This is a genomic window from Ochrobactrum vermis (assembly GCF_002975205.1).
Taxonomy (GTDB): Bacteria; Pseudomonadota; Alphaproteobacteria; order Rhizobiales; family Rhizobiaceae; genus Brucella; species Brucella vermis.
Genome location: NZ_PCOC01000001.1, coordinates 464,507 through 476,646 on the forward strand (window position 1 = coordinate 464,507; position 12,140 = coordinate 476,646).

A 12,140-nucleotide genomic window follows, 5' to 3' on the forward strand; every position below is an offset into this window, starting at 1 on the left:
TGTGATTCGCAAGGCCTTATTTGAATACGGCCGTTATCATTGGTCAGACGAATGAAACCGCATGGTGAAGACATTCCCGCCGATGCCCTCTGCCAGCGCGGGAGCAAGCTTCAGTGGCGTGCATTTTTCGATCGCCTCGATTGCACCATTCAGGAATGCCTTTTTGGCCGCGTCATCACCCTGAACATTGATTGCACTGGCACGCGGCGGTCCCATCAGGCTTCCGTCACGCTTGAAGCTGAAGCTGAGGGTAACGGCGGAATTCTTGCTGCCTGAAGGTGGCGACCAGCAGGCGTTCAACGCACTTCCGACCTCGTCCATCGTCTTCAATTCCTGCGCCTGAGCGGCCCCTGTGGCGGTGATCATAACGGTGGTCAACAGACAAACGGATAGTCCCGATCTATTCATCCCGATCCTCCATCAATAGAGTGTAGTCAATCTATTGTAGGTCTGCTTCGCCAGAGTTCAAACCCAACTCTGTGGTTATGGCCTTAAGGTGAGCAACGTTTCAGCCTCAATAGGTGTGATCGATCCGATCAGAAAAATTCAATTGTCCCTGGATGATTGAGGTATATTTTCCCGCCAATGACCGAGACCTCCCTGGAAATGACCAAGCCTGTATCTTCACAACACCGCACTGCGGTCCGTTATGCTTTCGGCGGTTTTCTGGCCATGGCCGCCGCCATGGGGATAGGTCGTTTCATTTATACGCCGATCCTGCCGGGGATGATGGCCGATGTCGGCTTCACTGCCGCCGACGCAGGTTTCATCGCATCGGCAAACTATATCGGCTATCTGCTGGGGGCGATTGTTGCAGGTTATGGATGGTCTGCGGGTATCGAGCGGGCAAGCGTGATTGCGGGCCTGATCGTCAGTGGATTGCTCTGCGCTGCCATGGCGCTTTTCGATGGTGTCTGGCTGTTTTCCATTATCCGCTTTGCCGCTGGTTTCATCAGTGCAGTGACGATGATCCTTTGCACGGCAATCGTGCTGAGCCATGTCACAGCGGCGGAAAGAGCGGGGCTTGGAGCCCTGCATTTCGGCGGTGTCGGTAGCGGCATTGCACTTTCTGCCGTTCTGGTGGCACTGATCCGCTTTGCCGGGCTCGGCTGGCGCGCCGACTGGGTCGGGGCTGCGGTTCTGACCATCGTTATGGTTATCCTGGTTGCGACTTTCGTCAGGGAAGGGCCGGTCGGCGGAAATAGCGGCACGCGCGAACCGCCGCTCCCCAAGAGCTTTGCCTTCAACGCGCTGGCTCTGGCCTATGGCATTTTCGGCTTTGGCTATGTGATCACGGCCACTTTCCTCGTTGCAATTGTACGCGCGACCGACGGCGGCCCGCTGATGGAAGCGGCTGTGTGGGTGGTGACCGGCCTGACGGCAGCGCCCTCGATCTGGCTGTGGGCCCCGGCTGCAAAGAAGTTCGGCCTCTTCAACGCATTTGCCCTGACGGCCATTCTCGAAGCCGTCGGCGTTGCCGCAAGTGTGGTTCTGGCGCCGCCGCTCGGTCCCCTGGTGGGCGGTGTGCTTCTGGGCAGCACCTTCATGGCATTGACGGCTTTCGGATTGCAGATCGCCCGCACACTTGCCCCGGCGTCCCCGAAACGCGCCTTGGCGAGGATGACGGTCTGCTTCAGCATCGGCCAGATCGTCGGCCCGCTGGTTGCAGGCTTCATGGCGCAGCGCTCCGGCTCGTTCACTTCGGCAAGTCTGGCCGCAGCGCTCTCGCTGGTCGTCGTCGCGGTACTAGGCATCGTGGCAGGGCGCGCCGCCAGAACAGACGCCAAGGCACATGTCTGAAACCTTACAGGAATTTAACTGGTAAAGGCACAGGGACAGGCTTCATATGAGGGAAATTCCTCACGAAGTTGGACTGAAATTCAGTGTTTGTGTCGTTCTTTCCTCGCCCTAAATTGTTCTTCTGGTCCGCGCTCGTCTGGAGCCTGCTTGCCATCGCCGGCTGGTATCAGGGAGGGGAAGAACTGGGCGCTACATTCGGCCTGCCGCCTTTGGCACACGATGCCGCGCCGATTATCGGTGCGAGCCTTTTCTGGTCGGCGCCGTTTCTCTGGTTCTACATATATTTCGCGGTCATGACATTCGCCTTCTATCTGTTCTGGGCGTGGTTTTCCCCGCACCCATGGCAGCGCTGGTCCATACTCGGATCGGCTTTGATCCTGTTCACCACCTATTTCGGCGTGCAGGTCAGCGTTGCGGTCAACGCCTGGTATGGACCGTTCTACGATCTGGTTCAAAAGGCGCTTACATCGCCCGGAGCGGTCAGCGCTACTGATTTCTACTGGGGCATGGTCACCTTTGCCGAGATCGCCTTTATCGGCGTGACGATTGGGGTTTTGAGCCTGTTTTTCGTCAGCCACTATATCTTCCGCTGGCGTTCGGCGATGAATGAATACTACGTCAGCCATTGGCCCAAACTGCGTTCCATCGAAGGTGCAGCCCAGCGCGTGCAGGAAGACACGATGCGCTTTTCCACGACGCTGGAACAGCTTGGTGTCAGCCTTGTGAAATCCGTGATGACGCTGATCGCTTTTCTGCCGGTCCTTTTCAGCTTTTCGGAAAAGGTCAGTGAGCTGCCGGTGGTTGGTATGATGCCGCATGCGCTGGTCGTGGCGGCAATTTTCTGGGCCGCGTTCGGCACCGGATTTCTGGCGCTGGTGGGTATCAAGCTGCCGGGACTGGAGTTCAATAATCAGCGCGTCGAAGCGGCCTATCGTAAAGAACTGGTCTATGGCGAGGATCATGCAGATCGCGCGGAACCAATCACGCTGGGCGAGCTGTTTCGCAATGTCCGGCACAATTATTTCCGGCTCTATTTCCACTATGTCTATTTCAACGTCGCCCGTATTTTCTACATTCAGGCCGACAATATTTTCCCGACCCTGATCCTTATCCCGTCGATCGTGGCAGGCAAGCTGACGCTTGGCCTGATGAACCAAATCACGAATGTCTTTTCGCAGGTGCAGGGATCGTTCCAGTATCTCGTCAATTCATGGACGACGATCATCGAATTGCTGTCGATCTACAAACGTCTGAGGGCATTCGAGGCGGTCATCCGCGACGAGCCGCTGCCATCGCTGGAAAGCGCAAATTTCGGGACAACACCTTCGGCATAAGGGGCGGTCAGGACCGGTTCTGGTCTGTATGGACAGCGTGCTTGTCGAGGCTGTCCAGATAGTTGCTGTAGGTGGTGCATTTGACGTCGGGCTTGGTGCAGACTTCCGTCACGAGCCGTTCCATGGCGCGCCAATAGGCACCGTCATTCATCAGCACAAAATGGAAGCCCAACTGAAGCGGAAGACGCTCGCCCACATATTGCTTGTCGAACGCTGCCCGGAAAGCCTTGTAGGCCCGATCTTCGAACGCTGCCGATTGCTGCGGCGCTTCCTTGCCCTTGGAGTGGCGGACATAGAGATTGTAGTCCATCGCCACAATGGGGCGCTGGGATGGTCCTTCCGGCACAAGCGGTAATCCGAATGAAGCAAACTGGCCGGAAAGGATAGGCTCTTCAGGACCGCGCGTGATGGATGACGCCTGATAGCGAAAACCGTTTTTCTTGAGCGCATCCTGCACCGGCTTCGATGCGGCGAGATAAGGCGCGCGGAAACCGTCGATACCCTTCAACGCAAGATCGCGCCAGCCTTCCGGCTCACCGTCGATGCCATTATTCCTGTAGGCATCAGCGGCAATGCGGCGAAACTCCTTGATTTCCTCGTCCCAGTCGGCGGCAGACCAGTCGGTGCCGTCAAAATGGCCGCAACCATGGCTGGCGATCTCGTTTCCTTCCAGATGCGCTTGCCAGATATTGTCGAGGCGGGTGACGACTTCGTTATGGCTCAGCGCAAAGCCGACATTGGACGAACCGGCCCGCTTGCGGGGCGGCTGGTAATCGCGCCGGTCCTGCTTGGTCATCAGGAAGACGCAGGAAAGAAAATAGGTGAAATGGGCGTTGTTCTTTTTTGCCAGTTCGCGGGAGCGGGTCCACAACGCATTGTCATGTGCGCCATCGAAGGAAACCAGCACATATTGCGGCTTTGCAGACACCGGTTCCGCCTGCGCGGTGCAGGTGGCCAGAACGAAAGCGGACAGAAGAAGAGGGCGGGGGGACAGAATGCGCATGGACCACTAAACGAGGCGGGGGAGGAAACAGTTCCAGGAACTTGTTAGCTATTCCTTGAATATGGTCTCATGAATACGGCTATTGTCGGACAGAAGTGCACTTTGTGACACGTGTTTCGGCTTATTTCGCAGACGGGTCTTACATATGGCGCGAAATGCGACTAAAAGCGCCAGAATGAACAAGTACAAACACGTACGAACATCAATTTGGCTTTAGCGGCAGGTCCATGGCAGACGACAGTTTCATTCGCGAGGTAAACGAGGAAATCCGTTCGGAACGGGCAAAGCAGATCTGGCGGAATTTCGGTCCGGCATTGATCGGCGCCGCTGTGGCCGTTGTTCTGGGAACGGCTGGCTGGGTCGGTTACCAACACTGGGTCGACAGCAAGGCTTCCGCTTCCGGTGACAAGTTCCTTGCCGCACTGGATCTGGCCTCGGAAGGCAAGAACGACGAAGCGCTGACCGCGCTCGACGATCTGGAAAAGACCGGCTACGGCTCCTATCCGGTGCTGGCGCGTCTTCGCGCCGCATCGGTCATTGCTGACAAGGGCGATGCCGCCGGTGCTGTGAAGGCCTTCGATGAAGTCGCCGCCGATAACGCCGTGCCTGCGCCGCTTCGCGATGTGGCTCGCCTGCGTGCCGGCTATCTGCTGGTTGACAGCGGTTCCTATGACGATGTCGCCAAGCGTGTCGAAACGCTTTCCGCAGATGGCAATCCGATGCGTTCAAGCGCACGCGAAGCGTTGGGTCTGGCTGCCTGGAAGGCTGAACGTTTCGATGATGCGGTCAAACTGTTCCAGCAGATCGCCAACGACAATCTGGCTCCGGCCAACATTCGCCAGCGCTCCAATACGATGCTTGATCTGATGCGCAGCGCAGGCGTCAAAGTGCCTGACGCGCAAAACACATAATACAACAAGCGCATCCCGAAAAGTGCGAAGCGGTTTTCGGACAAGATGCGCGGGCAAACAAGGCGCATCCCGAAAAGTGCGAAGCGGTTTTCGGATAAGATGCGCGGGAAAATAAATAGATAGATCGGTTCCGTTAAAATCGGAACCGATCTGGTTTCTGGAGTTATCTTCTCCCATGGGTTTCACAGTCGCCATCGTCGGGCGTCCCAATGTCGGCAAGTCCACGCTGTTCAATCGCCTCGTCGGCCGCAAGCTGGCGCTGGTCGATGACCTGCCGGGCGTCACGCGCGACCGGCGTATCCACGATGCCAAGCTTTACGATCTGAAGTTTCAGGTCATCGACACGGCAGGTCTCGAAGAAGCTGCCAATGACAGCCTGGAAGCGCGCATGCGCGCCCAGACCGAGGCCGCCATTCAGGAAGCCGACGTGATTTTGTTCGTCGTCGATGCCAAGAACGGCCTGACACCGACCGACAGCACCTTTGCTGAAGTGGTGCGACGTTCCGGCAAGCCGGTGGTGCTGGTCGCCAACAAGGCGGAAGCGCGCGGCGCGCAATCAGGCATGTACGACGCTTTCCAGCTTGGCCTCGGCGAACCGTGTCCGATCTCTGCCGAACACGGTCAGGGCATGCCCGATCTGCGCGACGCGATTGTCGAGCTTCTGGGCGAAGAGCGTGCCTTTGCCGACGAGAAGGAAGAGGAAGTTGTAGACGAGGTTTTCACGCCGAAGGCAGTTGGAGAACTCATCGGCGACGACATCGAAGACCCGGATGAGGAAATCATCCCGGCCTATGATGCGACCAAACCGCTGCGCATCGCCATTGTCGGACGCCCGAATGCGGGCAAGTCGACGATGATCAATACGATGCTCGGCGAAGACCGCCTGTTGACCGGGCCGGAAGCGGGCATCACGCGTGACTCGATTTCGGTCGATTGGGAATGGCAAGGTCGCAAGATCAAGCTGTTCGACACGGCAGGTCTGCGCCGCAAGTCGCGCGTGCAGGAAAAGCTCGAAAAGCTTTCGGTTGCCGACGGTCTGCGCGCGATCCGTTTTGCGGAAGTCGTGATCATCGTGCTCGACGCGACGATCCCGTTTGAAAAGCAGGATCTGCAGATCGCCGATCTCATCATCCGTGAAGGCCGGGCACCGATCATCGCATTCAACAAATGGGATCTGATCGAGGATCGCCAGATGGTTCTGGCCGATCTTTACGAGAAGACGGCTCGCCTGCTGCCGCAGGTGCGCGGGCTTCGCGCCGTGCCGATTTCCGGCGAGCGCGGGCAGGGTATCGACAAGCTCATGGAGAATGTCGTCAAGACCCACGAAATCTGGAACCGCCGCGTTTCGACCGGACGTCTCAATCGCTGGCTGGGAGGCGTTATCGCGCATCAGCCGCCACCGGCAGTCTCGGGTCGCCGCCTGAAGGTGAAATATATGACGCAGGTGAAGACCCGCCCGCCGGGCTTCGTCGTTTCCTGCTCGCGTCCCGATGCGATGCCGCAATCCTATGTGCGCTACCTCATCAACGGTCTGCGAGAGACCTTCGATATGCCGGGCGTGCCGATAAGGCTTTCATTGCGCACCTCGGACAATCCGTTCGCAGGCCGCGCGAAGAAAAAGAAATAAGCTGACACAAAGAAAAAGCCCGGAGCGATCCGGGCTTTTTGCTTTCGATTTTCACGAGACGCCGCCGGCGGCCTCGGCGATCAATGCGGCAACCTCGTCGGGTTTTGACGCAAGCGAGGCATGGCTCGCATCCAGTGTGATGGTCTTGCGCGGTTTCATGCGCTCAGCCATCCTTTTCTGGTTTTCCGGGGCGATCATGTGGTCCTGAGTTGATAGCTGATACCAGGTTGGCTTCTTCTTCCAGGCTGGCGCTGTGATCGTGTCGCCGAATGTATTGGCGATGGGGGCTTTCTGCGTGATTGCCATGACCAGAGCTTCATCGGCGCTTAGATCCTGGCAGAAACTTTCGTGAAACTTGTCGTATTTGATCCAGAGATAGCCGTCGCTGTCAGGGGCCAGGTTGGCAATTGCCGCAGGCGGATGTTCCTGGCTGATGCCGCCGGGGCTTTCGCCCGCATCCGGTGCAAAGGCCGCGATGTAAACCAGACCCACCACATTGGGCAGATCGCCTGCCTGCGTAATGACCGCGCCGCCATAGGAATGACCGACCAGAAGGACAGGACCATCCTGTTGTGCCGTCATCTTGCGCAAGCGCTCCGCATCGTCGGCGAGCGAAGTCAACGGCATTTCGACAGCTCTTATCTTGTCATAACCCATCTGGGAAAGTGCGAGGATGACTTTGCTCCAGTGCGCCGCTCCTCCCCAAAAACCATGCGCGAGTACGATAGTCGGTTTTGTGCTCATGAGACGGTTTCCTATTTGACGTTGATGCCAAGGCAGGCACTCGAGAAATAGGGCATCAGTTTCTCATGAGAATAAGCCGTCACTAATATATTTGGAGGCAGGGATTGCATACTTCCGGCGTACTGCCGGAAGTCATGTTTGGGCTGGAGTGCATCCCGAAAAGTGTGAAACGCCTGCGCAGGGAAATCAGTCCGCTGGACTGATTTCTGATCTTGCTTAGATCAGATCGACACGCGCTCTAGCCTTTCGGCAGCACAAATTCGACGCGCCGGTTTTGCGTCCGCCCATCGGGATTGTCCTTGCCCTCGATTTCATTGGGCGCGACAGGTTCGCTCTCGCCATGCCCCTCTGGCTTCAGTCGTTCCGATTGCACGCCATTGCTGACGAGAAATCTGGCGACCGCATCGGCGCGGCTTTTCGACAGTTTATCGTTGTAGCTGTCTGACCCTTTGGAATCGGTGTGGCCGACAACACGGACGGCAGAGTCCGGCATGCTGTCGAGTATACTGGCAATGTCAGTCAGCGTAGACTTGGCCTTGCCGGTCAATTTGGCGCTGTCGAAGCCGAACAGAATATCGCTCGTCACGGAAAGGACGATGCTGTCATCGGTTTCCCGCATTGTGATGTTGCCGCTTTTCTCGACAATCTGTTGTGCTGCCCCTGACAGGCCGCGTGCCTTGCCATCTGTACTGCCCGATGCGGATACAAGGTCACGAATCTCGGGCACGAGATCACGGATATAGGCGCTGTTGTCAGTGCCTGTGTTCTGCGCGATCGCGATGGATGGCAGGCAAAGCGCGGCAAGGCTGATTGCGATGCTGCCTATGAACTGATTGGTCATGGACAGCCCCTATTCGGCGGGAACGGCGAATGGTCCGAGCGGCTCGACCCCTTTTATATAGAGCGTCACCTTCTGGCCTTTCGGTGGCGCGGGAAAGACGCCATGCCAGACGCCGACGACATGGCCCGTGCCGAAAAGGGAAACTGCTGCCGGAGCGAGCGGCTTGCCTTCCGAATCTTTCAGCAGAAGATATTTTTTGTCGCCTGCCAGAAGATAGTAATCATTCTCGTAATCTTTGTCCGACAGCGCTGTGTAAAGCGTTGTCGAAACGCTCCCACCTTCCCTGGCATTGATGAAACGGACCTTGACCGTCAGCTTGTCGCCGTCTGCCACGACACCGCTGACCTCTGCGGTCGCCTGACCGCTGCTGTGATAGCCGGTTGCTATCGGCTGGCCGGTTGTCTCCTGAGCATTTGCAGCATAGGGAAGCGCGCTGGCTGAAAGTAAGACAGCGGCAAGAACCGTACGTGAGAGAAACGCCATGAGTATCGCTTTCATTTGTTGGATGACCTTGAGCATAGCGAAGCCAGATGGAAAACATCGGGCAATACGTGAAGGCGGTGAGAACAAATAAGCGGAGCAGTTCAGCGGATGTGAGCATAAGACGAACCACTCCAGGTGCGGCGCAGAAACCTAACAGGCCCAAAACAGAATTCATGTAAACTTTAAAGACCCTCATTAACATTTGCGCGACCGGAGATTTTTCTCATCAGAACAGCGCTGGTCGTGATCGTGATCGCGACCAGCACTTAATTTCGCACTTTCGGGTTGAGCTCTCCTCTCGCGACTGGTAAGTCGCCTGCCTTCCGCGAATTGTCTCGAAATCCCGCAAAAAGGTGCAACCATGACGAAGGCTGGCCAGAGCCGTTTTGACGGCGTGACATTGGGCATCGATTTTGGCACGACCAATACGGTAATTTCTGTCGCAGCGCCTGACGGCACGACAGCGGTTCTGAGCGTGCCGAAGGACGGGGTCGACATTACGGGTTACCGTTCGATCCTTTGCTTCTGGCAGGATCGCCAAACCGGCGAGCGCACCGTTGAAAGCGGGCCTTGGGCGATGGATGTATTCGTCAACGCGCCGCATTCGACCCGCATGCTGCAATCGTTCAAGACATTCGCGGCATCGAAATCCTTCACCGACACACCGGTTTTCGGCAAGCGGTTCAAGTTCGAGGACATTCTGAAGACATTCCTCGAAACGGTTGCCGCACGGCTGGGCGACCGCCTGCCGCCAAAGGGCAACCGTGTGGTTATCGGCAGGCCGGTGATTTTTGCAGGCGCATCACCGGACGAGGCGCTGGCCATGCAGCGCTATGAAAAGGCGTTCCGGGCGTTCGGCTTCACCGATATTCACTATGTCTATGAGCCTGTTGCTGCCGCTTATTTCTATGCACAGGAACTGAAGGCAGCATCGACCGTTCTGGTGGCTGACTTCGGCGGCGGTACGAGCGACTTTTCCATCGTGCGATTCGAAGTGGACAAGAATGGTCTCAGCTTCATGCCACTCAGCCAGACGGGACTTGGCATCGCAGGTGATACATTCGACTATCGCATCATCGATAATGCCGTGTCGCCGCTGCTCGGGAAGGGTACGGAATACCAGTCCTTCGGCAAGCGGCTGACCATTCCGAACCATTATTATGCAAACTTTGCGCGCTGGAACACATTGTTCCTGATGAACTCTCCGGCGACTATTCGCGATCTGGACGAACTGGCCCGGCAAGCGGTCGATCCGAAGCCGCTCGAACATTTCATCAATCTGATCGAGAACGACTATGGCTACGAAATTTATCGCGCTGTGTCGGACCTGAAGGTGCGTCTTTCTTCGCAACGCATATGCGAACTACACTTCAAGGCGGACGATTTTGAAATCCGCTCTGATGTCACACGCAATGATTTCGAAAACTGGATTTTTGACGATGTGCGCCAGATCGAACAATCGGTGCAGCAGGCCGTGGACAGAGCGGGCCTTGAAACTTCGGCTATCGACCGCGTTTTCCTGACCGGCGGCACGTCTTTCGTGCCCGTCATCCGCACCGTGTTCGAGAATCGCTTCCCCGATGCCGCGGTAACAAGCTCGAACCAGTTCGATTCCATTGCCAATGGCCTCGCATTGATCGGGCAGAGCGCTGATATCGAACGCTGGGCAGTAAAATGGTAAGCATTGCCTGAGTAGGTTTCCGTTCAAAGAAATGGAGATCATTGTGTCAGACAATACCGTCCAAGCCTTCTCTGAGCGCCTGCGGCAAAGCACCGAACCATTTTGGTCGCAGGCCGTTGACCATCGCCTCGTTGGCGAAATCTATACGGGCACTGTCGCACCCGATGTCATGACGCGCTATCTGGTGCAGGACCATCGGTTTATCGACTGCTTTTTGTCACTGCTGGGTGGAACGCTCGTCAATTGCGACAGGATGGAAGCCAAGCTGACATTGGGCCGGTTCATCGGCATGATCAGCAGCGACGAGAATTCCTATTTCGAGCGCGCCTTTGCAAAGCTTGCAGTCGCTGACACCGAGCGTTTCGATACGCCCGATGCGGCGCCGACCGCCGCATTCAAGGAACTGATGCTGGAGGCTGCGCGATCCGGCTCCTATGCGGCCTGCCTGTCGGTGCTGACGGTTGCCGAATGGCTTTATCTCGACTGGGCGGAAAAAGCGCCGAAGCCATTGCCCGACGATTTCATTTTCGCGGAATGGATCGTGCTGCACGACAATCCATATTTCGTGGAGTTCGTGGGTTTCCTGCGCTCGGAGCTCGACCGGGTTGGCCCGGCAGCGGCAGAACAATGCCAGCAGTTCTTCCGGCGAGCGGTCGAACTGGAAAAGGCATTCTTCGATGCCGCCTATGAGGGCCATAGCTGATCAGTTGGGGCTGATCAGTTGGCGCTGATCAGTTACTGGCGGAGGGGAAGGGACAGTTGCTGTCGCCTTCCTCGCATTTGAGATATTTCCTGAGATCGGTGACGCGCTCCGTCGTCAGGTCGGACAGGCAGATCGAATAGGCCATGCCGGAAATGCTGCCGCCACCAACTGTCTGCATATCGCATTCGGCATTGCGGAAGGCGATCCAGGCTCGTTGCGACTGAACCAGTTTTTTCTTCAGGTCCGCATCGTCGGCGCGGTTCTGCAAGGTCTTGAAGATCTTGTTCAGTTCGGCATCCGATTTCTTGTAGGCCTTGCCATAACACTCATTGAGTGCGGCTTGCGAACTGGCGTTCTGGCAGTCATCGGCCTGAGCCGTGGCAATGACTGCAAACGAACTGAAAGCCAGCCCGATAATCCCGATCTTCAAACCCCGCATAAACTTCCTCCCCGTAGCTTCAATGAACGGTATCTTCATCGCAAATAGAACGGTTGTCACTAAAGAAAAGATGGCAGCTAATTCTCGAAGCGGCTCGACCCATCGCGGTCGCGCTCATAGCCTTTCATGTATGGGAAAGGCGGCAGCCAGGATTCGCGACGGATCGTCCAGAGTTCATAGGTCGGCCTGAACTGGTCCGGCGCATCAAGCGAACCGAGATTGACCTCGACTTCATCCGCACTGCGCCCGAAAACCGGAGAGCCACAACGCGGACAGAAAAACCGTCCCGCATAGTCGCGGGTTTCCCCCTCGACCGTAACCGCAGCTTCAGGAAATATCGCCGAGGCATGAAACAGGGCTCCGTGGTGCTTGCGACAGTCGAGGCAATGGCAGACGCCGACCCGATAGGGTTGTCCCGACGCTTCAAAGCGGACATTGCCGCACAGGCATCCACCCGTGAATTTTTCCATGAGGCACCTCCTTCGCCGCAGCTGTTCGACACTTGTAAAGGCAAAACGCTTAAACCCTGCATTAACCATATTCGTTCATGGTTAACGCGCTGCTGATAATGACT

At 56.8% G+C, this 12,140-nt stretch carries 13 protein-coding genes; 6 read left to right on the forward strand and 7 right to left on the reverse strand.

What is annotated here, in order from left to right; genetic code table 11:
* Positions 1–36: 36 nt before the first annotated feature.
* Positions 37–408, reverse strand: a complete 372-nt coding sequence (locus CQZ93_RS02140) for a UCP034077 family protein (RefSeq protein WP_105541124.1) — start codon at positions 406–408, stop codon at positions 37–39.
* 198 nt (positions 409–606) lie between these two features.
* Between CQZ93_RS02140 and CQZ93_RS02145 the strand changes: the two genes are divergently transcribed.
* Positions 607–1,800, forward strand: a complete 1,194-nt coding sequence (locus CQZ93_RS02145) for a YbfB/YjiJ family MFS transporter (protein WP_105543140.1) — start codon at positions 607–609, stop codon at positions 1,798–1,800.
* A gap of 83 nt (positions 1,801–1,883) precedes the next feature.
* Complete coding sequence (gene sbmA / locus CQZ93_RS02150; protein ID WP_105541125.1) at positions 1,884–3,134, forward strand: peptide antibiotic transporter SbmA; 1,251 nt, start codon at positions 1,884–1,886, stop codon at positions 3,132–3,134.
* Between the two features lie 7 nt (positions 3,135–3,141).
* Here sbmA and CQZ93_RS02155 read toward each other — a convergent pair whose 3' ends face one another.
* A complete protein-coding gene (locus tag CQZ93_RS02155) occupies positions 3,142–4,137 on the reverse strand; it encodes a polysaccharide deacetylase family protein (protein WP_105541126.1) in 996 nt (331 codons plus the stop codon).
* 227 nt (positions 4,138–4,364) lie between these two features.
* Here CQZ93_RS02155 and CQZ93_RS02160 point away from each other — a divergent pair, with 227 nt between their 5' ends.
* Together CQZ93_RS02160 and der are read left to right on the forward strand one after the other, a co-directional pair.
* Positions 4,365–5,048 (forward strand): tetratricopeptide repeat protein, encoded by a 684-nt coding sequence (locus CQZ93_RS02160; protein WP_105541127.1) that lies wholly within the window; start codon positions 4,365–4,367, stop codon positions 5,046–5,048.
* A gap of 175 nt (positions 5,049–5,223) precedes the next feature.
* Positions 5,224–6,675, forward strand: a complete 1,452-nt coding sequence (gene der / locus CQZ93_RS02165) for a ribosome biogenesis GTPase Der (protein WP_105541128.1) — start codon at positions 5,224–5,226, stop codon at positions 6,673–6,675.
* A 51-nt stretch (positions 6,676–6,726) separates the two neighbouring features.
* Here the strand turns inward: der and CQZ93_RS02170 are convergent, their stop codons facing one another.
* The 3 genes from CQZ93_RS02170 to CQZ93_RS02180 all read right to left on the reverse strand — a co-directional run bounded on the left by CQZ93_RS02170 (position 6,727) and on the right by CQZ93_RS02180 (position 8,758).
* Positions 6,727–7,419 carry an alpha/beta hydrolase gene (locus tag CQZ93_RS02170; RefSeq protein WP_105541129.1) on the reverse strand — a complete coding sequence of 231 codons (693 nt, stop codon included), beginning with the start codon at positions 7,417–7,419 and terminating at the stop codon, positions 6,727–6,729.
* A 238-nt stretch (positions 7,420–7,657) separates the two neighbouring features.
* Positions 7,658–8,260 carry an OmpA family protein gene (locus CQZ93_RS02175; protein ID WP_105541130.1) on the reverse strand — a complete coding sequence of 201 codons (603 nt, stop codon included), beginning with the start codon at positions 8,258–8,260 and terminating at the stop codon, positions 7,658–7,660.
* Positions 8,261–8,269: 9 nt separating this feature from the next.
* The gene (locus CQZ93_RS02180; protein WP_105543141.1) at positions 8,270–8,758 is read right to left on the reverse strand and encodes a hypothetical protein; all 489 of its coding nucleotides are present in this window, start codon (positions 8,756–8,758) and stop codon (positions 8,270–8,272) included.
* Positions 8,759–9,104: 346 nt separating this feature from the next.
* On the opposite strand from CQZ93_RS02180, the gene CQZ93_RS02185 reads away from it, so the two are divergent.
* Both CQZ93_RS02185 and CQZ93_RS02190 read left to right on the forward strand, forming a co-directional pair.
* Positions 9,105–10,424 (forward strand): Hsp70 family protein, encoded by a 1,320-nt coding sequence (locus CQZ93_RS02185; protein ID WP_105541131.1) that lies wholly within the window; start codon positions 9,105–9,107, stop codon positions 10,422–10,424.
* Positions 10,425–10,455: 31 nt separating this feature from the next.
* The gene (locus CQZ93_RS02190; RefSeq protein WP_105541132.1) at positions 10,456–11,127 is read left to right on the forward strand and encodes a TenA family protein; all 672 of its coding nucleotides are present in this window, start codon (positions 10,456–10,458) and stop codon (positions 11,125–11,127) included.
* 28 nt (positions 11,128–11,155) lie between these two features.
* Here CQZ93_RS02190 and CQZ93_RS02195 read toward each other — a convergent pair whose 3' ends face one another.
* Both CQZ93_RS02195 and CQZ93_RS02200 read right to left on the reverse strand, forming a co-directional pair.
* Positions 11,156–11,566, reverse strand: coding sequence for a lysozyme inhibitor LprI family protein (locus tag CQZ93_RS02195; protein WP_105541133.1), 411 nt, complete (start codon positions 11,564–11,566; stop codon positions 11,156–11,158).
* Positions 11,567–11,643: 77 nt separating this feature from the next.
* Positions 11,644–12,036, reverse strand: coding sequence for a GFA family protein (locus CQZ93_RS02200; protein ID WP_105541134.1), 393 nt, complete (start codon positions 12,034–12,036; stop codon positions 11,644–11,646).
* Positions 12,037–12,140 lie beyond the last annotated feature (104 nt).